At 65.0% G+C, this 18,687-nt stretch carries 17 protein-coding genes; 2 read left to right on the top strand and 15 right to left on the bottom strand.

Annotated features, from left to right (window positions below):
* Positions 1-262: 262 nt before the first annotated feature.
* Entirely contained in the window at positions 263-745 is a 483-nt protein-coding gene (locus tag F1735_RS17435; RefSeq protein ID WP_166885557.1) for a cyclic nucleotide-binding domain-containing protein, read from the top strand.
* On the top strand, positions 742-1,860 hold the full coding sequence (locus tag F1735_RS17430; RefSeq protein ID WP_167238106.1) for an AI-2E family transporter: 1,119 nt from the start codon (positions 742-744) through the stop codon (positions 1,858-1,860). Before F1735_RS17435 ends, F1735_RS17430 begins: the two co-directional genes overlap by 4 nt.
* A 4-nt stretch (positions 1,861-1,864) precedes the next feature.
* Here F1735_RS17430 and F1735_RS17425 read toward each other — a convergent pair whose 3' ends face one another.
* The 15 genes from F1735_RS17425 to F1735_RS17355 form a co-directional block, all read right to left on the bottom strand.
* Entirely contained in the window at positions 1,865-4,753 is a 2,889-nt protein-coding gene (locus tag F1735_RS17425) for an EAL domain-containing protein (RefSeq protein WP_229505831.1), read from the bottom strand.
* Positions 4,754-4,991: 238 nt separating this feature from the next.
* Positions 4,992-7,196 carry a YgiQ family radical SAM protein gene (locus tag F1735_RS17420; protein WP_229505830.1) on the bottom strand — a complete coding sequence of 735 codons (2,205 nt, stop codon included), beginning with the start codon at positions 7,194-7,196 and terminating at the stop codon, positions 4,992-4,994.
* Between the two features lie 238 nt (positions 7,197-7,434).
* Entirely contained in the window at positions 7,435-7,815 is a 381-nt protein-coding gene (locus F1735_RS17415) for a DUF4404 family protein (protein ID WP_167238104.1), read from the bottom strand.
* 7 nt (positions 7,816-7,822) lie between these two features.
* On the bottom strand, positions 7,823-8,038 hold the full coding sequence (locus F1735_RS17410) for a VF530 family protein (protein ID WP_167238103.1): 216 nt from the start codon (positions 8,036-8,038) through the stop codon (positions 7,823-7,825).
* Positions 8,039-8,137: 99 nt separating this feature from the next.
* Positions 8,138-8,521: a hypothetical protein gene (locus tag F1735_RS17405; protein WP_222853008.1), complete on the bottom strand. Its 384-nt coding sequence runs from the start codon at positions 8,519-8,521 to the stop codon at positions 8,138-8,140.
* Between the two features lie 13 nt (positions 8,522-8,534).
* Positions 8,535-8,960 carry a hypothetical protein gene (locus F1735_RS17400; protein ID WP_167238102.1) on the bottom strand — a complete coding sequence of 142 codons (426 nt, stop codon included), beginning with the start codon at positions 8,958-8,960 and terminating at the stop codon, positions 8,535-8,537.
* Between the two features lie 50 nt (positions 8,961-9,010).
* Entirely contained in the window at positions 9,011-9,289 is a 279-nt protein-coding gene (locus tag F1735_RS17395) for a hypothetical protein (RefSeq protein WP_167238101.1), read from the bottom strand.
* A gap of 1 nt (position 9,290) precedes the next feature.
* A complete protein-coding gene (locus F1735_RS17390; RefSeq protein ID WP_167238100.1) occupies positions 9,291-9,947 on the bottom strand; it encodes a hypothetical protein in 657 nt (218 codons plus the stop codon).
* A 22-nt stretch (positions 9,948-9,969) separates the two neighbouring features.
* Positions 9,970-10,464, bottom strand: a complete 495-nt coding sequence (locus F1735_RS17385) for a hypothetical protein (RefSeq protein ID WP_167238099.1) — start codon at positions 10,462-10,464, stop codon at positions 9,970-9,972.
* Between the two features lie 25 nt (positions 10,465-10,489).
* Positions 10,490-11,767 (bottom strand): tetratricopeptide repeat protein, encoded by a 1,278-nt coding sequence (locus F1735_RS17380; protein ID WP_167238098.1) that lies wholly within the window; start codon positions 11,765-11,767, stop codon positions 10,490-10,492.
* A 61-nt stretch (positions 11,768-11,828) separates the two neighbouring features.
* Positions 11,829-12,860, bottom strand: coding sequence for a hypothetical protein (locus F1735_RS17375; RefSeq protein ID WP_167238097.1), 1,032 nt, complete (start codon positions 12,858-12,860; stop codon positions 11,829-11,831).
* A 105-nt stretch (positions 12,861-12,965) separates the two neighbouring features.
* Positions 12,966-15,116 carry a M3 family metallopeptidase gene (locus tag F1735_RS17370; protein WP_167238096.1) on the bottom strand — a complete coding sequence of 717 codons (2,151 nt, stop codon included), beginning with the start codon at positions 15,114-15,116 and terminating at the stop codon, positions 12,966-12,968.
* Positions 15,117-15,241: 125 nt separating this feature from the next.
* A complete protein-coding gene (locus F1735_RS17365) occupies positions 15,242-17,380 on the bottom strand; it encodes a M3 family metallopeptidase (protein WP_229505829.1) in 2,139 nt (712 codons plus the stop codon).
* Positions 17,381-17,536: 156 nt separating this feature from the next.
* Positions 17,537-17,740 carry a SlyX family protein gene (locus tag F1735_RS17360; RefSeq protein ID WP_166881904.1) on the bottom strand — a complete coding sequence of 68 codons (204 nt, stop codon included), beginning with the start codon at positions 17,738-17,740 and terminating at the stop codon, positions 17,537-17,539.
* 41 nt (positions 17,741-17,781) lie between these two features.
* Positions 17,782-18,660 carry a DUF4214 domain-containing protein gene (locus tag F1735_RS17355; protein ID WP_167238094.1) on the bottom strand — a complete coding sequence of 293 codons (879 nt, stop codon included), beginning with the start codon at positions 18,658-18,660 and terminating at the stop codon, positions 17,782-17,784.
* Between the last annotated feature and the right edge of the window lie 27 nt (positions 18,661-18,687).

The raw sequence follows: 18,687 nt of genomic DNA, 5'->3' as shown, positions 1-18,687 counted from the left end.
TGCTCGTCCTGGGTAAGCACAATCTCCGTCGCAATTCGCATTAGCTTTCTCCTGGTTGATGCACAAGAATAGCGCCTCATCCGCGATATTTCAATACGAAGCACTGAGAATGCAACACTACACTAGTTATCGACACGCTTCTTGCTGTGGCAAAATAGTGGTAAACACGGACGACAGCGGCGCGGGCGGCAAATCTGCTGCACGGCCCGGTTGCATGGCGCATAATCGACATCGTGCGTGACATTCCCCCTCTGGAGTTAATTTGATCTTTGGTTTTCTGAAATCGCCGCCGCTGTCGCCCCGCCTGCACCGCCTCAAGAGTTCGGTCCTGTTCAATTCCCTGACCCCGCTCGAGCTGAAAATTGTCGATGGCCTGATGCACGAGCGCCGCTACCTGCTCGACGAAATCGTGTTCGACCAGGGCGAGGAAGGCCAGGCCCTGTACCTGGTCACGTCGGGCAAGGTGGCCATCAGCCGCGCTCAGGGCGGCGCCTTCATGGTGGTGTCGGAACTGGGGCCGGGCAGCGTGTTTGGCGACATGGCGCTGCTGGACGACTCGCCGCGCACCGCGCAGGCGCGCGCGATGGAGAACTGCGAGCTGGCGGTATTTTTCCGCGCCGATTTCCTGGGCCTGATGGAGACCGACGCCATCATCGGCTATAAAATTTCGCTGACCCTGGCGCGCCTGGTCGGCCAGCGCCTGCGCGACTGGATGGGCGGCAGTCCGCAGGTGGAAGCCTTATGACCTCGCGCGAGCGCGCCGGACCGGTGGTCTGGTGCGGCATCATCGCCGTGACCTGCCTGCTCCTGATCCTGCTCGAGCACATGCTGTGGCTGGCCATTCCCTTCATCTTCGGCACGGTCCTGTACTACATCCTGCTCGCGCCCATGCAGCGCCTGATCCGCGCCGGCGTCGGCCAGGACCTGGCCGCGCTGACCGTCGGCGGCGGCTTCGTGGCGGCCATCTCGCTGCTGCTGGTGCTGGTGTTTTCGTACGTGGCCGTGCCGGAAGAATCGTGGCAGGCGCTGCTCGGGCATTACCTGGAAGGCGGCGTCACGTTCGTGCGCAACACGATGCAGCTGCTGGAGCAAAAATTCCCGGTGCTCGAACAGATGAAGCTCACGCGCCTGGTGAACAGGCGCTTCAAGTCGTTTACCGACAACTTCGCGCAGCAGCACCTGGCCGGCCTGCTGGTGGTGATCGCCGGCTGGCTGCCGTCGCTGCTGCTGGCGCCCTTCCTGACCTTCTTCTTCCTGCGCGACGGCGCCAGCTTCAAGCGCTTTCTGGCGCGCGCGGTGCCGAATGCGTTTTTCGAAAAGACCCTGTTCCTGCTGCACGAAGTCGACCAGACCGCGCGCCGCTACTTCCAGGGGCTGATCAAGCTGACCGTGATCGACACCATCATGCTGGCGCTCGGGCTGTGGCTGATCGGCGTGTCCTCGCCGCTGGCGCTGGCGCTCATTTCGGCGATCCTGGCGTGGGTGCCGTTCGTCGGCTCCGTGGCCGGCTGCATCCTGGTGGTGGTGGTGGCGGCGACCGACGCACCCTCCAATCCGGTGATCGGCTACGGCGCCATCGGGGTGTTCGTGGCGGTACGCCTGCTCGACGACTTCATCTTCATGCCGCTCACGCTCGGGCGCAGCCTGCAGATCCATCCGCTCATGACGGTGCTGATGATCTTCGTGGGCGGCTCGCTGGCCGGCGTGGCCGGCCTGATGCTGGTGCTGCCGCTGCTCGGCGTGGTGATGGTGGTGGGCGAGACGCTCGGCTGCCTGGTGACCAATGCGCGCCTGCGCGCGCGCCACCGCAATGCCATGGCGCTGCGGGTCAGGCAGGCGAGCGTCGGGCTGGCCAAGTAACTGGCTAAGTAGGCTGGGCAGCGACGGCCGGCATGCGCGACTGGGCGACCAGCAAGGCGTCGAATTCCTCGGCCGGCAGCGGGCGCGCGAACAGGTAGCCCTGGCCGTAGTCGCAGCCGGCCGCCAGCAGCAGGTCGCGCTGTTCGTGCGTCTCGACCCCTTCGGCGATCACGCGCAGGCCCAGCTTGTGGGCCATGACGATGATCGCTTCCGACAGCGCCATGTCGCTCGACTCGGGCGCCAGGTTGCGCGTGAAGGAGCGGTCGATTTTCAGGTAGTCGATGTCGAATTTTTTCAGGTACGACAGCGACGAGTAACCGGTGCCGAAATCGTCCAGCGCCACCTGGATGCCGGCGTCGCGCAGTTGCAGCAGCTTGTCGGTCACGCCGCTGCTGGCGTCGAGCAGCAAGCCTTCGGTAATCTCCACCACCACCGCCTGGCCCGACAAGCCCAGCTCGCGCAGGTGCGCCAGCCAGCCTTCGTAGCCCTTGCCTTCGCGCTGGAATTCAAGCGGCGACTGGTTCACGCTGACCTGGAACTCGGGATGGTGTACGCGCCGCCAGTGGCTGGCCCAGCGCGCCGATTCCTTGAATACCCACTCGCCGATATCGATAATCAGCCCGCTCGACTCGGCCAGCGGAATGAATTCCAGAGGGCTCACCAGCCCGCGCTGCGGATGCTCCCAGCGGATCAGCGCTTCGGCCTTGTGGATCTTGCCGCTGCGCAGATGCACGATCGGCTGGAAGTACACGCGGAACTGGCCGCCCTTGAGGGCGCTGCGCAAGTCGTTGGTCATGCGCATGCGGTTGATCGCCGCCACCTGCAGCGCCGGCGTGAAGTAGCTGAAGCGGTTGCGGCCCGCATTCTTGGCCGCGTACATGGCCTGGTCGGCGTGCTTGAGCAGGTCGTCGATGTCGCGCGCGTCGTCCGGATACAGGGTGATGCCGACGCTGGCCGATATATAGGCCTGCTCCTGGCCGAGCGCGAACGGCGCCTGCAGCACGTCGAGGATCTTTTGCGCGATCACGCCCACGCTGCCGGTTTCACCCAGTTGCGGCAGGATCACCGTGAATTCGTCGCCGCCCAGGCGCGCCACCGTGTCCGAGTCGCGCACGCAGGCGCTGATGCGGCGCGCGGCGTCGACCAGCAGCACGTCGCCCTGCTGGTGGCCGAGGGTGTCGTTGACTTCCTTGAACTGGTCGAGATCGATGAACAGGATCGCCACGCGCGTGCCCTCGCGCCGGCAGCGCAGGATGTCGTGCTCGAGGCGGTCGTGGAACATGCGCCGGTTGGGCAGGTGCGTGAGCGGGTCGAAATTGGCCTGCTGCCAGATCAGCGCTTCCGAGGTTTTTTTCTCGGTCACGTCTTCGATCATGCACAGGTGGTGCGCGGCGTCGTCGGGGGCGTCGATGGCGGCGATCGACATGTCGACCCAGACCACGCTGCCGTCGGGACGCAGCAGGCGGCGCGCGCTCTTGAAGCTGGCGATGGCGCCGGCGCCCAGCTGCGCCATGCGCGCCGCTTCGCTTGCCACGTCGTCGGGGTGGGTGATGTCGTCGCAACGCCCGCGCTTGAGCTCTTCCGACGAGCGCCCGGTGATCTTGGCAAAGCGCGGGTTGATGTCCTTGAACTGGCCGCTGGCCGAATCGATCAGGGCGATGCCCATCGGCGCTTCTTCGAACATGGTGCGAAACCGCAGTTCGCCCTGGCGGATGCTTTGCGCGGCGCGGCGCCGTTCGCGCGCCAGCAGCGACACGTGTACGATGGCGCCGCCGACGAGCAGCAGGCCGGCCGCCAGCAGCGAGCGGTACAGCCAGGTCAGGGAGTTGGCCGCCGGGTCGCTGCTGTACATGAAACCGTCGAAGGCGGCGCCGCGTGGAAGCATGCCCAGGTCGGCGTAAATATCGGCGATGTGGCGCCAGCGGTCCGGGTTCATGTAGCCGATTTCAACCAATACCGGCTGCACCAGCGGCTCCATCTGGCGCGCCTCGAACAGCAGGTGCTCGCGGTCGTGGCGACGGGTGTACCTGGACAGGATCAGGTCGGCGATTTCTTCCTGGTTGGCCATGGCATAGGCCCAGCCCTTCATGCTGGCCGCGCGAAAGGCGCGCACCCGTTCCGGGTGGGACGCGATCTGGCGCTCGTTGGTGAACAGGTTGTCGCCGTAAAAATCGATGCCGGCCTCGCGCGGGCTATGCACGTCGTAGTTGAAGCCGAGGCGGTCCAGGTAATCGGGCTCGTTGGTCATGTAGGCTGAATAGGCGTCCACCTTGCCCTTGACCAGGTCGTCCGGATTGAAGCTGTGCTCGACGCGCACCAGGCTTTTGAGGGGGACGCCTTCCCTGTTCAGGTAAGCGATCAGCTCGTCGGCCTGGGTCAGTTCGTCGACGAGCGAGCCAATCATGACGCGCTTGCCCTTGAGGTCGCGAATCTCGGGGGTCCCCTGGCTTTTCCGGACCAGCAGCACGTAGGGGGAATGCTGGAATACCACGCCCAGCACCACCAGCGGCTTGCCGGCCAGGCGCGCCAGCAACAGGCTGCTGCTGCCGACGCCGAACTCGGCCTTGCCGGCGCTGACATTGCGCTCCGGTTCGTTGCCATCGCTGCCTTCGGCGATGTGGACGTCGAGGCCGGCGTCGCGGTAATAGCCTTTTTCGAGCGCGGCGTAATAGCCGGCGAACTGGAACTGGTGGGTGTGCTTGAGCTGGAGCGTGACCTTGTCGCGCGCATGGGCGGGCGCGACGATGCACATGGCGAACGCCGAGGCGAACGCCGAGGCGAGCACCAAGGCGAACGCCGGGGCGGACGCCAAGGCGGACGCCAAGGCGGACGCCAAGGCGGACGCCAAGGCGGACGCCGTCGGCGCGCGGCGGGCCAGGAAGAGTCGGATCATCAGTCGGTCACACCGCTAGGTATGCACTAAAGCAACGTATGGATACGATTGTACTGACCTTCCCGGCCAGGACGGCGGAAAATGCGGAATGTGTGCGTGGAACAACAATCGGTGTTGCAAAAGCGGCTGACCTGGACGCCGCCGTCCGCGCGCAGCCGGCGATTCCAGACACTTCTTGGCGGCTTCGGAAACACCGGGGTCAGACCCCCAAGGGAAAAACCGGGGTCCGACCCCTTGCCTATTTGCGGCGCGCCCCTGCCTTTGCCGCCGGCGCCGCCTTCGGCTTGCTCTTGATGGTGGCCAGGATCGACGGCCGCACTTTTGACTCCGGCGCAATGAAGGGCGACGGCGCCAGCGCGCGTTCGGTCTTGCGCTTGGGCGCGGCCGCAAACTTGTCGAGCGTACCGGCGCCCGAGGTCTGCCGCTTGCGCTCGCCCGCTGCCAGGCCGCCGTCTTCCGACGCCTGCCAGCTCGGCACCAGGTGCTTGTCGCCATTGCCGATCAGGTCGCCCCGGCCCATCTTGACCAGGGTTTCGCGCAGGATCGGCCAGTTGGCCGGATCCTGGTAACGCAGGAAGGCCTTGTGCGAGCGGCGTACCTTGCCGCTCTTGGCCGTTTCCACGATTTCGGAGTCGGCCGTCACTTTTTTCAGCGGATTCTTGCGCGAGTGGTACATGGTGGTGGCCATCGCCATCGGCGTCGGCATGAAGGTCTGCACCTGGTCGAGCTTGAAGTTGTTTTTCTTCAGCCACAACGCCAGGTTGAGCATGTCTTCATCCGTCGTGCCCGGATGCGCCGCGATGAAGTAAGGAATCAGGTACTGCTTCTTGCCAGCTTCCAGCGAGAAACGGTCGAACATTTCCTTGAATTCGTCGTAGGCGCCGATGCCCGGCTTCATCATCTTCGACAAGGTGCCTTCTTCGGTGTGCTCAGGCGCGATCTTGAGCAAGCCGCCCACATGGTGGGTCACCAGTTCCTTGACGTATTCCGGCGAGCGCACCGCCAGGTCGTAGCGCAGGCCCGAACTGATCAGTACCTTCTTGATGCCCGGAATGGCGCGCGCCTTGCGGTACAGCGAAATCAGCTTGCTGTGGTCGGTGCCGAGGTTGACGCAGATGGTCGGGTACACGCACGACAGGCGGCGGCACGATTCCTCGATGCTTTTGTCCTTGCAGGCCAGCCGGTACATATTGGCGGTCGGGCCGCCCATGTCCGAGATGGTGCCGGTGAAACCCTTGGTCTTGTCGCGGATGTGCTCGATTTCGCGCAGGATCGACGGCTCGGAGCGGCTCTGGATGATGCGCCCTTCATGCTCAGTGATCGAGCAAAAGGTGCAGCCGCCGAAGCAGCCGCGCATGATGTTGACCGAAAAGCGGATCATGTCCCAGGCCGGAATCTTGGCCTTGCCGTAGCTCGGGTGCGGGGCGCGCGCGTAGTTCATGTCGTACACGCCATCCATCTCGTCCATGGCCAGCGGCAGCGGCGGCGGGTTGAGCCAGACATCGCGTTCGCCGTGCGCCTGCACCATCGCGCGCGCATTGCCGGGGTTCGATTCGAGGTGGAACACGCGCGAAGTGTGCGCGTACATCACCGGGTCGATGCTCACTGTGTCGTAGGACGGCAGGCGGACCACGGTCTTGTCGTGCTTTTCCTTGGCCATGGCCAGGCGTTCTTCGCGCGACATGATGCGGATCGGCCTGATCACTTCCTTCGGCTGGGCGTTGTCGGTGGCGCAGGCGGACTTGTCTTCCTGGGCCATCGCGTACGGATCGTGGTGGGCGTCGATCTTGCCGGGCACATCGACCCGGGTCGAGTTATGCACGCCCCAGTCGTCGCCCGGCAGCCAGCCGGACGGCACCATGAAGGCGGTGCCGCGCAGGTTGCGGATATCCTTGATGTTCTCGCCGGCGGCCAGGCGGTGGGTCAGGTCGACCAGGGCGCGTTCGGCGTTACCGAACAGCAGCATATCGGCCTTGGAATCGGGCAGCACCGAGCGCCGCACCTTGTCGGACCAGTAATCGTAGTGGGCGATGCGGCGCAGCGACGCTTCGATACTGCCGATGATGACCGGCACGTCGGGAAACGCTTCGCGCGCGCGCTGGGCGTACACGGTGACGGTGCGGTCCGGGCGCTTGTTCGGCTCGCCGTTGGGCGTGTAGGCGTCGTCGGAGCGGATCTTGCGGTCGGCCGTGTAGCGGTTGACCATCGAATCCATGTTGCCGGCCGTGACGCCGAAGTACAGATTGGGTTTGCCGAGTACGCGGAAGGCGTCGGCCGAGAGCCAGTCCGGCTGGGCGATGATGCCGACGCGAAAGCCCTGCGCCTCCAGCAGGCGGCCGACCAGGGCCATGCCGAAACTCGGATGGTCGATATAGGCGTCGCCGGTCACGAGGATGACGTCGCACGAATCCCAGCCCAGGGCGGCCATTTCGGCGCGGGACATGGGAAGGAAAGGCGCAGCGGGAGCGCGGCTAGACCGTTTCGGGACGGTCGCAAACAGGTTGGTTGGGGAGCTCATTGGGCGGTATTGTACCGGAAAACATCGCGGAGCAAGGTGCGCCGCGTTATTTTCCAAGCCGATTGCAACGAAAAAACGTCTTATGTTTCAATAACTTGTGACGTTTCTGCTACATAAACAGGCAGCTGGCGGGGCGCGCGGGAACTGCCTGGCGCCCCGCTGTTCAAATACCCATGTTCGACAGCATGCGGCCCAGCTCGCGCAGGGCGGGCTCCAGGCGCGGGTGTTCGGCGGCGAATTTGGCCGTGATTTCCTGGGTCCGCTCGGCCAGGCCGTAGGTGGTGGTCTCGGGCGGTTCGGCCAGCAGGTGGGCGGCCGGGTCGGCCAGCTCGGCCTGCTCTGCCGCCATGGCCTGCTCGGCCAGCGCTTCGTCGCTCAGGGCGGCCTGGGCGGCGGCGGCGCGCTTGTCGAGCAGGGCCTGGATGTCGCCGTCGAGCTGCATCAGCAAGCCTTGCAGTTCTTCATCGACCTGTTCCGTCTGCGCCAGGTTGGCATGCAGGGTTTTCAGGTGCGACTTCAGGTTCGCTGTGTCGTCGTTCAACATGTCATCCTCATTCATCGGTAAATTGTGTTTCCAGAAACAGTTCTTCGACCCTGGTGCGCGCCCACGGGGTCTTGCGCAGGAATTTGAGGCTCGACTTGATGCTCGGATCGCTGATGAAGCAATTAATATCGATCCGCTTGCCGAGCTCGTCCCAGCCGTAATGCGCGACCAACCTGGTCAACAGCGATTCTAAGGTAATACCGTGTAAGTCGTGAACACTCATTGCTGCGGTCGATCCTATGGCGGGTGAAGGGAAAGCTGATACCGTCCTTATACACCCAAATCGCGGCGCGATCCATGGCGCAGCACCAGGGCGGGCCGCCTACTCGCGGAAAATCCGCACCTCGGTCCAGCACGTCTTGGCGTGTTCGACCATGTGGACGGTGCCGCGCGCGCAGCCGGGCTTGCCGTAATCGGCGTGGAAGGCCAGTACCAGGTCGATGCCGGTGGCCAGCATGCGCTGGTTCAATCCGCGCCAGGCTTGGCCGGGAAAGGCCCGGTGATCGGCACGGTTCTTTTTCATGCGTTTCACCTCCAGCCCCAGTTCGGCGGCCACCGTGACCGCGCAGGCGTCGGCGCCCGGCGTGTCGCCGGTCACGACCGTGCTGCCCGGCGGCAGCGCCGACAAGGCGCGCCGGATCGGTTCGGGATTGTCCCAGGTGGTCGAGCCCGTGACCAGGACGCAGCGCGGCATATTCTCACGCATCGGCCAGCGCCACCTACATCACCACCGAAAAATTGAACTTGCCGTTGACCGCCGCCGCTTCCTGCGCGTAGGCGATGCTCTCTTCGAGTTCTTGCACGATGTCGTCGTGCGCATTGTCTTCGTCGCCAAAGGCGATGTGCTTGTCCCGTATTACCGCCAGCAATTGTTCGAGGACGTCGACGGCCACGCCGGCGTCGGTCCACACGCCGTCGGCAGCCATCAGCTCGTCGGTCGATTCGATGCCGTCGGGAAGTTCGTCCTCGTCACCGATGTTGAACGCCAGGTCGGTGGAGTCGCACCAGTCGGACAGCGGCGCCAGGCCGGCGTCGCGGCAGATTTCATCGAGTTGGTCGATGTGTTCATGCAAGGCGTATTTGTCGGACTCGTCGGAACTGACGACGCCATCGACCAGGTAATTGGCCCACAACACTGTGCTCATAAGGCTCCTTGGGAAATCGGCTGTGAATCGGAATCCTATTAAACCATGAATCACGAGCGGCCAGACCAGCGCGCCAGCAAGGCCGCCACGCCCCACCAGAGCGCGCCCCACAGCATCAGCACGCAGGCCCAGCCCAGCGGGGACGGCGCGGCCCAGCCGCCGGACGCGGCGTTGCCGAACACCGGCAGGGAAACGGCATCGAGCGCAAACAAGGGACCGTAGATGGTGGCCGCGATGGCAGGCCCGAGGGCGGGGCTAGCGGCCCCGATCCAGCACGCCAGCGCGTGGCCGGCGCCCAGGCCGATGAACAGGACAGTGCGCAGCGTCATTCTAGCCAGGGGGATGGGTATCGTCGCGCGGCGGCAGGACCGCAGCGCGCGCCCGCGCTTCGCTGGCCAGCACCAGCCGCTCGAGCAGGACCAGATTTTTTTCGAAGTAGGCTATCTGCGCTTCCATGAGCACCAAGGCCTTGCTGCTGCTCGATTCCTTGCCGACCAACTTTTTCAGCCCGTACATCAACACGCCAGCCATCCCCAGCAAGGGAATCCAGAGGACCAGCACTTCCCGCATCAAGGGATTGACCCCTGATTCGTCCACGCCAGGCTTGATCGCCTCGGCGGAGACAATGCGCACCTCCTGCGAAGCGTAAGGCGCCATCTGATCGTAGATGTTTTCGCGGATGCGCCATCCCACCTCGCCGGCAGGCGGTGCAATCACATTTTCGACACAACGCGTAAAGGTGTCGACCAGCACATGCTTGTCATTGAAGAAACGCAACTCCAGCATCACATTCCTGACCCTGTGGGCGGACGCGTTTTTCAGTATGCCGAACACGAGCAGCTTGCGCCCGTCGTCGGACGGACTGAACGCGACGTTCTGCAGCGATACCTGTGTCAGCGGCACCGGTACCGCGCCGTCACGGCCGCAGGCCCATGCCGCCCCGGAACAGACCAGCAGGCAGACGGCGCGCGCGATAAACGTTTTCATTGGTGCTTTCGGACGAGATGGGTCAAGGCGTGGGCGATGCCGCCCGGATGGCCGCGCAGCCGAGCGGCGTGAAGCGCGCACCGGCCAGCATCGCGCCGGCCTGGAACCAGCCCCACGCGGCCAGCGCCAAAGGGAGCAGCGCCAGCAGCAGGCAGGCGGCGCCAATCAAGGTGGCGCGCCGGCCGCGCCGGATGCGCATGGGCCGCCACACCTTCACGCCGGCAGCGGGAAATTGTCCGCTGCGCAGGCTCTTGTAGCCGGGTACGCCCAGGATCGCGCCGAGCACCAGCGCCAGCTGCAGCGGCATGCCGACCAACACGCCATAAAAAACCAGCTTGACGCCATTCACGCCGCCGATCTCGCGGCACGCGGCCGACGCCGCGAACGCCGCCAGCCAGGGGAACAAGCACCGCTTCATCGCCACCAGCAGGGCGAGCCCGGCGGGCAGGATCAGCAACGCCAGGCGCAGCCGCTCGGCGCGCGTGTATTGCTCGGCAAACTCATTGGTATGCTGCACGATGTCCCTTCCGTCGCGGCCCGGCTTACTTCTTCTTGCGCGCGCCGCGCGGCGCCGGCGTGGCGCATTGCTGGGCGGCGTCATGCGCGTCGAGCACGAACAGTTTGGCGTCGTCATCCTTGGCGATCGACGGCTCCAGCTGGGCGGCGATGCGCCGCACTTCGGCGTCGAGCGCGCCGCTGCCGGCGCAAGCGGCGATCTTGCGCTTGAGCGTGGCCGCCAGCAGGGCCGAGCGGCCGTGCTTGACCGTATTGGGCATGCTCACGCGCCGGATCGCCAACACTTCCTCGAAGCGCAGCAAGGCCGCCTGCGACTGGCCCTGGTGCTGCTGCATATTGCCGATGTCGTTGAGGATGGCCACCGTTTCTTCGGACTGCGGGCCGAAGGTTTGCAGCGCCTGCGGCAGCATCGCCTCGAGCAGTTCCTGGGCGCGCTTGTGGTTGCGCTCGGCGCTGTAGCTCATCGCATGCGCGGCGCGCACTTCCAGCGTCACCGGATCGGCCATGCCGAGCGTGGCGCCGTACACCGCGATGGCGCGCTCGTACCACGCGCGCCCGGCCGCGTTGTCGTTGACGCGCATGTAACTGCCGCCGAGGTTTACGTAACTCATGCCGGTCTGGTAACTGTTCTCGCCGTAGGCTTTGCGCCGCAACTCCATGCCCTCGGTCAGCAGGCGGCGCTCGGCGCTCATGTCGCCGCCGATGCCCATCAGGCGCCCGAGGGCGTCGGTGGCGTCGGCCTCGATCTGGGCATTCGCGTTTTTGCGCGCCAGCACCAGCACCGCAGCGAGCTCCTCGGCGATTTTGGCCGACTCTTCCTTGCTCTGCAGGCCTTGTTCGGCGCTCTCGAGCATGGCTTGCGCGGCCTGGTTCGATTCCTTGCCGAAGCCGGCGCGGCAGGCTTGCACGGCGGCGGCCAGGCCGGTGCGGGCGGCGGCGGCCTCGCCACGGTCGCCGGCGCGCTGGGCGTCGAGCGCATAGGCGTGGCACAGCACGCCGGAGGCGTCGTGGGTGCGGATCTTTTCGGCGCGGGCGCCGGCGATGGCGTCTTTCAGGGCGCTGGCCGAGGCCGGGGCCTTGCCTTCGTTGTCCAGCGCCAGCGCGCTGCAATACTGGCGCTGCGGCGCGAATGCGAGCGCTTCGGCATCGGCGCAGCAGTCGGCGCCGCTGCAGCGCGGGCCGGACTCGCCCGGCTCTTCGGTCAGCTGGACTTCGCGCGGCCCGACCGGTTCGGTGGTACAGGCCGCCAGGCCAAGGGCACACAACAGGACGGAAACGAGCGGGAGAAGGCGAGGTGTGAGCATAGGAGGCAACGTTCGAAATGAGGGACGTGCCATATTATAGAGCATTGTTCCTATGCTAATTTTACATCGCCGGCGCTTGCTTCAGATGGCCGATCAGGCGCTCGACGTGGCGCACCTCGCCGATGCCCATGAAACCGTGGCGGTGCAGCTGCGTCTCGATCGGGGTGGTATCGTCGAAGCCGGCTTCGAGCAGCAGGTCGCCGCTGTCGTGCGCGCCGTCGGCACAGACGGCATGCAGCAGGCCGGCCGGTGCATAGGTGCGCACGACCAGCGGGCCATTCATGGCGATGGTCAGGGCGCGCGCGGTCGTGATGGCATGCAGCACGCCGAGCGCATCCTGGCGCATGCGAAGTGGCTGCACCAGGTGGTGGATGCCGATCCACAGCAATAGCGAGGGCACGCCCACCACCAGCAGCAGGTCCCATCCCCGCACGTCCGAATTCCATACGGCCGGGGCGCCCCCGACGCTGATGAACAGCGTAAACAAGGTCCATGGAATATAGAAAAACCACTTGCGGTATCCCTTTTTCAGATAGCTGGCCGGGATCGGCTGCGCCGCCCACACCAGGCGCTCGTCCGGCCCCAGTTCGGCCCGCAGCGCCTGGCCTAGTTCGGCGGGCAAGGTGGGGATGGCGGGCGCCAGGAGCGCCCGCTGGAAGCTGGAATGCGGGGTGCCTGGGGCCAGCGGCAGGGTGGCCGCCAGCGCCGCGACCAGCCCGTGCGCGCGCCGCACATCGGCCACCGCAAGCAAGCCGTGGCGCTCGGTGGTGTAGCCGCCATCGCCGTCGGAGACGTGGCCGGTCTCCAGGATCAGGTCGCCCCAGCCGCCCTCGTGCTCGGTGCGTTCGAGTTGCTGCAGTTGCGCCGGGGCGTACGACCTGACGCTGTCGGGTTGGTCGCCGCCGCCGAGCAGGAGCACCCGCGCGCTGGTGATGGCGTACACCGTCGAGCCCGGCAAGGCCGGGTAAGCATAGGCGAGTGTCATGTAGTGCGCCGCGATCGGCTGACCGACCCACACCAGGCGCTCGCCCGGCGTCAAGGCCGCCCGCAGGCGGTTTTGCAGAAGTGTCGAAAGGTCCGCGATGTCGGTCACACTGGCTCCATGGAGGAAATCGGCGCTCCCATTATCGCGCACGGCAAATCCGCGGACGAAAAAAATGCCGCTCGCGCTGAACGGCATTCTTGGCGTCGGTGCAGCTTACTTGGCGTTCAGGCCACGGCGTTCCAGCAGCGGTTCGATTTTCGCATCGCGGCCGCGGAAGTTGCGGTACATCTGCATGGCGTCGAGCGTGCCGCCTTTGGACAGCAGCGTCTTGCGGAAATGGTCGCCGTTCTTGCGCGACAGGCCGCCGTGTTCATTGAACCATTCGACAGTATCGGCATCGAGCTTTTCACTCCACAGGTAACCGTAGTAACCGGCCGAATAACCGCCCGAGAACACGTGCGAGAAGTAGGTGGTGCGATAGCGCGGCGGCACCGGTGCAAAGTCGACGCCGGCGTCTTTCAGCGCGGCCGCCTCAAAAGCGACCACGTCGGTCGGGATCTGCGCCGCGCTCAACTGGTGCCAGCGCTGGTCCAGGATCGACGAGGCCAGGTACTCGGTGGTGCGGTAGCCTTCGTTGAACTGTTTCGAGGCGATCACCTTGTCGAGCAATTCCTTCGGCATCGCTTCGCCGGTCTTGTAGTGCTTGGCGTAGTTGCCCAGCACTTCAGGCCAGACCGCCCACATTTCGTTGACCTGCGACGGGAACTCGACGAAGTCGCGCGGCACGCCGGTGCCGGCGAAGCGCGGGTATTTCACGTCCGAGAACATGCCGTGCAGGGCGTGGCCGAATTCGTGGAACAGGGTGCGCAGTTCGTCGTAGGTGAGCAGGGTCGGCTCGCCGGCGGCCGGTTTCGGAATGTTCAGGTGGTTGCCGATGACCGGGCGCGTACTCATCAGCTGCGACTGGGGCACGTAGGCGTTGGCCCAGGCGCCGCCGCGCTTGTTGCCGCGCGCGTAGAAGTCAGCCACGAAGATCGCCAGCGGCTTGCCGTTGGCGTCGATCACGTCGAACACCCGCATGTCGGGGTCGTACACGGGCAAGTCCTTGCGTTCCTTGAAGGTCAGGCCATACACCTTGCCGGCGGCGTAGAACACGCCGTTGGTGAGCACGTTGTTCAGTTCAAAGTAGGGGCGCAGCTGGCTCTGGTCGAAATTGAAGCGCTCGGCGCGCACCTTGTCGCTGTAGAAGGCCCAGTCGTGGGCGGCCAGCTGGAAGCCGCCTTTTTCCGCATCGATGACGTTCTGGATGTCGGCCGCTTCCTTGCGCGCGTTGGCCACGGCCGGCTTGGCCAGCTCGCCCAGCAGCTTGTTGACGGCGCCGGTATCCTTGGCGGTCTGGTCTTCGAGCATGTAGGCGGCGTGGTTGGGGTAGCCGAGCAGTTCGGCGCGTTGCGCACGCAGCGTCGCGATCTTGAGCACGACGCCGGTGTTGTCGAACTCGCCGCCACGGCTGCCGCGCGCCAGCGAGGCCGCCAGCAGGCGTTCGCGCACGCTGCGATTGGTCAGCACCGACAGCGGCGCCTGGCCGGTGGTGTTGGTGACGGGAATGGCGAACTTGCCTTCCAGGCCGCGTTTCTTGGCGACGTCGGCGGCGACCGCGATGGCGGCGTCGGACATGCCGGCCAGTTCGGCGCGGGTATCGACCACCAGCGCGGCGGCGTTCGCTTCGCTCAGCACGTTCTGGCTGAAGGTGGTTTGCAGGCTGGCCAGTTCGGCGTTGTAGCCTTTGAGCTTGTCCTTGTCGGCGGCGTTGAGCTTGGCGCCGGCGCGCACGAAGTCCTTGCGGTAGCGTTCCAGGAGGAAGGCCGATTCGGTATCGAGGCCCAGCCTGGCGCGTTTGGCGTACAGGGTGTCGATGCGGTCGAACAGTTTCTGGTTCAGCAGCATGGCGTCGCGGTGGGCGGCCAGCTTGGGCGCCAGTTCGCGCTCCAGGCCCTTGATGGTGTCGTTGGTGTTGCCGCCGGCGAAGATGCCGAAGGCGCCGCCGGTGCGCGCGAGCAGCGTGCCCGAGCGTTCCATGGCGACGATGGTATTCTCGAACGTGGCCGCTTTGCGGTTGTTGGCGATGGCGTCGATTTCAGCGGCGTGCTGGCGCATGCCTTCGGCAAAGGCCGGGGCGAAGTGCTCGTTCTTGATCTTGTCGAAGGCCGGGTAGTTGAACGGCAAGGTACTGGTTTTGGCGAACGGATTGGCGGCGTCGAGCGCGGCGGCGGCCGGCGCGGCGGAAGCTGGCGCAGGGGCGGCGAAGGCGAAATTGGCGACGGCCAGGCTGGCCGCGATGATCATGAGTTGGGGGCGGGTCATTGTGTTCTGCAGATAAGAGGGAGAGTCCGTCGTTCCCGCGCAGGCGGGAACCCAAGTTCGTGCCGAAGCCGTTAGCTGCTCAACGAACTTGGATTCCCGCCTGCGCGGGAACGACGTGGTGTAGGTCAGTTACCAGTCAACCCACGACGGTTCAGCAGCGCTTCGATTTTCGGCTCGCGGCCGCGGAAGTTGCGGAACAGGTCGAGCGCATCGGCCGTGCCGCCGCGTGACAGCAAGGTCTTGCGGAAATGGTCGCCGTTCTTGCGCAGCAATCCGCCATTTTCCTTGAACCATTCCACCGTGTCGGCGTCCAGCTTCTCGCTCCACAGGTAAGCGTAGTAACCAGCCGAGTAGCCGCCCGAGAAACTATGCGAGAAGTACGTCGTGCGGTAGCGCGGCGGCACCGGCGCGAAATCGACGCCGGCTTCCTTCAGCGCGGCCGCTTCGAAACCGAGCACGTCGGTCGGCACTTGCGCCGCGCTCAACTGGTGCCAGCGCTGGTCCACCAGCGACGCCGCCAGGTACTCGGTGGTCAGGAAACCCTGATTGAATTTTTTCGAGGCAATGACCTTGTCCAGCAATTCCTTCGGCATCGCGTCGCCAGTCTTGTAGTGCTTGGCGTAGTTGGCCAGCACTTCCGGCGCGATCATCCACATTTCATTGACCTGCGATGGATACTCGACGAAGTCGCGCGGAACATTGGTGCCCGAGAAACGCGGATACTTCACGTTCGAGAACATGCCGTGCAGCGCGTGACCGAATTCGTGGAAGGCGGTCTTGACTTCATCGACCGTCAGCAAGGTCGGCTCGCCCGCCGGCGGCTTGGGAATGTTGAGGTGGTTGGCAACGACCGAGTGCGTACCCATCAGGCCCGACTGCGACACGTATTCGTTCATCCATGCGCCGCCTTGCTTGTTGCTGCGCGCATACATGTCGGCCAGGAAGATGGCCAGTTGCTTGCCGTTGGCGTCGAACACGTCGAACACGCGCACGTCCGGGTTGTACACCGGCAGGTCCTTGCGTTCCTTGAACGTGAGGCCGTACAGCTTGCCGGCGGCGTAGAACACGCCGTTGACCAGCACGCTGTCGAGCTCGAAGTACGGCTTGAGCTGGCTTTCGTCGAAATTGAAGCGCTGGGCGCGCACCTTGTCGGTGTAGAAGGCCCAGTCGGCCGCGCCGACCTTGAAACCACCTTTTTCAGCGTCGATGACCTTCTGGATATCGTCCGCTTCCTTGCGCGCATTGGTCACGGCCGGCTTGGCCAGTTCCGACAGCAGCTTGTTGACGGCGCCCGTATCCTTGGCGGTCTGGTCTTCCAGCGAGTAGGCCGCGAAGTTCGGGTAGCCGAGCAGGGCCGCGCGTTCGGCGCGCAGCTTGGCCAGCTTGATGACAACGCCACGGTTGTCGAACTCGCCGCCATGGCTGCCGCGCTGAAGCGAGGCGCTCATCAGGCGCTCGCGCACGGCGCGGTTGCTCAGCACCGCCAGCGGCGGCTGGCCGCTGGTGTTGACCAGGGCGATGGCGAACTTGCCGTCCTGGCCGCGCGTCTTGGCGGCGGCGGCGGCGGCGTCGATGGCCGCCTCGCTCATGCCGGCCAGTTCGGCACGGGTGTCGACGATCAGCGCCGAGGCGTTGGTTTCCTTGAGCACGTTCTGGGTGAACGTGGTCTGCATGGTGGCGATTTCGCTGTTGAAGGCTTTCAGCTTTTCCTTGTCTTCGGCCGACAAGTTGGCGCCGGCGCGCACGAAATCCTTGTGGTAGCGCTCGAGCAGGTAGGTGGATTCGGCATCCAGGCCGAGCTTGGCGCGCTTGTCGAACAGGGTCTTCACGCGCTGGTACAGCTTGGCGTTGAGGAACACGGCGTCGTTGTGCGCGGCCAGCTTGGGCGACATTTCGCGGTCGATGGAATCGAGCGTATCGTTGGTGTTGGCGCCCTGCAGGGACGAAAAGGTGGTCGCCACGCGCGTGAGCAGCTGGCCCGAGCGTTCCAGCGCCACCACGGTGTTATCGAACGTCGGCGCCTTGCGGTTGTTGGCGATGGCGTCGACTTCGCGCAGGTGGTCGCTCATGCCGGCCGCATAGGCGGGCAGGAAATGCTCGTCCTTGATCTTGTCGAAGGCCGGGTAGTGGAACGGCAAGGTGCTCAGTTTGGCGAAGGGATTGGTCGCGGCCAGCGAGGTCGCGGGTGCGACTGGTGCGGCAACGGCGGCGACATTGACCAGCGCCAGGCTGGCGGCAACGATAAGCATGTTTGGACGGTTCATGGCATCTTTCACGGGCGCTAAGTAAAGCTGCCGACGGATAGCCGGCAGCGCATCAGCGCACGATCATAGCAGCATGGTCACACGCCTGTCATCCGCAATGAGATATGCATGTCCCGGCAACGATATCCGTATTGACGGACGCATGGACAGGGAAAATCAGTAGTGCGGCGGGCGGTCGTTGACCATGTTCGGTCCCGACTGGGCATTGTTGCGGATGTGTTCGGCCAGCTTGTTGACCATCGCTTCGAGCTGGTCGATGCGACGGCCTTGCTGGTACACCATCTGGTTCAGGGATTCGACCAGGTCTTCCTGGTGCGCGAGCTTGATCTCGATATCGACAAAACGGTCTTCCTGGCTCACGGCGGCGTCCTTGGGGGCAAAGCCGCCATTATGCCAGTCGCTCACATCGGCGCATCGCCCCATTCGGCCGCGGCCAGGCCGACCAGTTGCAGCGGCGCCGCCATGTCATGGTCCGGGGGCGGCGCGCCGGACACGCCGTTCAGTTCGCCGGCCATCACCGCCAGCATCTGCTTGATGACTGCCTGGAACGGCCCGAGGTCGCTGTCGGCGCTCACGGTAGCGAGCATGGCGCGCACCATCGACGCGGCCAGCTTGCCCGCGTAGCCGGCGATTTCGGTGGGCCGGTCGAGCGCCAGGGTGAAGTCGGACGCCACCGCCAGGGTGTTGTCGATGTGTTTGGCGTCGAGCAAACCCTGCGGGCTGGTGTTTTCCAGCGCCCCGGCCATGATCGACAGGGCGGCATTGGCTTGCGAGAGCGCGCCGCTGTCGATCGCACCGCTCCAGAACGCCAGGCCCTCGGCGTCGGCGCTGCGCCCGAGCACGTTCTTGTACACGGCGCTGACAAAGGCGCCCACGCCGTCCGGGTACAGCGCGTCCGATTCGACGCTCTTGCCGAAACTGTCGATCAGCTGGCGCAGGGCCGGATTGCTGCCGTAGGCGCTGTTGATGCCGACGATATCGTGCGGCGCGTCGAGTTTGGCCAGCTGTTCCTGGAAGCTGCGCATGCCGCCGGCGTCGGCGGCGCGGCCGAAATAGGCCACGTACAGCGCTTGCACCACCTCGTCGTATTCGACGTTGACGGTGGTGTCGGAAAACTTGAACAGCTCGAAGTTGACCAACTGCGGCATGGCGCTGGCCGCGCCGTTCTTGGGCAGCACCGCATAGCCGCCGCCGGCGCTGCTGGTGATGTTGTAATCGGCGCGCGCGCCGGCAAAGCCGAACAGGTCGACACCGGCGCCGCCGTTAACATGAGCTTGCATGGAAAGTCCCTTCGATCCGAACACGAC

Origin of the sequence: Massilia genomosp. 1, assembly GCF_011682185.1 — a bacterium.
In the GTDB taxonomy this organism is placed as follows: domain Bacteria; phylum Pseudomonadota; class Gammaproteobacteria; order Burkholderiales; family Burkholderiaceae_D; genus Telluria_A; species Telluria_A rubra.
Note: the sequence above shows the minus strand (reverse complement) of the source record. Positions and strands in the feature narration are given on the sequence as shown.

Excerpts from the sequence above, each read along its gene's own strand:
- F1735_RS17395 (WP_167238101.1), bottom strand. The coding sequence starts at position 9,289 with ATGACGCTGCGCACTGTCCTGTTCATCGGCCTGGGCGCCGGCCACGCG.
- F1735_RS17420 (WP_229505830.1), bottom strand. The coding sequence starts at position 7,196 with ATGTCCCGCGCCGAAATGGCCGCCCTGGGCTGGGATTCGTGCGACGTC.
- F1735_RS17380 (WP_167238098.1), bottom strand. The coding sequence starts at position 11,767 with ATGCTCACACCTCGCCTTCTCCCGCTCGTTTCCGTCCTGTTGTGTGCC.
- F1735_RS17365 (WP_229505829.1), bottom strand. The coding sequence starts at position 17,380 with ATGAACCGTCCAAACATGCTTATCGTTGCCGCCAGCCTGGCGCTGGTC.
- F1735_RS17430 (WP_167238106.1), top strand. The coding sequence starts at position 742 with ATGACCTCGCGCGAGCGCGCCGGACCGGTGGTCTGGTGCGGCATCATC.
- F1735_RS17355 (WP_167238094.1), bottom strand. The coding sequence starts at position 18,660 with ATGCAAGCTCATGTTAACGGCGGCGCCGGTGTCGACCTGTTCGGCTTT.
- F1735_RS17405 (WP_222853008.1), bottom strand. The coding sequence starts at position 8,521 with ATGCGTGAGAATATGCCGCGCTGCGTCCTGGTCACGGGCTCGACCACC.
- F1735_RS17400 (WP_167238102.1), bottom strand. The coding sequence starts at position 8,960 with ATGAGCACAGTGTTGTGGGCCAATTACCTGGTCGATGGCGTCGTCAGT.
- F1735_RS17415 (WP_167238104.1), bottom strand. The coding sequence starts at position 7,815 with ATGTTGAACGACGACACAGCGAACCTGAAGTCGCACCTGAAAACCCTG.
- F1735_RS17410 (WP_167238103.1), bottom strand. The coding sequence starts at position 8,038 with ATGAGTGTTCACGACTTACACGGTATTACCTTAGAATCGCTGTTGACC.
- F1735_RS17370 (WP_167238096.1), bottom strand. The coding sequence starts at position 15,116 with ATGACCCGCCCCCAACTCATGATCATCGCGGCCAGCCTGGCCGTCGCC.
- F1735_RS17425 (WP_229505831.1), bottom strand. The coding sequence starts at position 4,753 with ATGATCCGACTCTTCCTGGCCCGCCGCGCGCCGACGGCGTCCGCCTTG.
- F1735_RS17390 (WP_167238100.1), bottom strand. The coding sequence starts at position 9,947 with ATGAAAACGTTTATCGCGCGCGCCGTCTGCCTGCTGGTCTGTTCCGGG.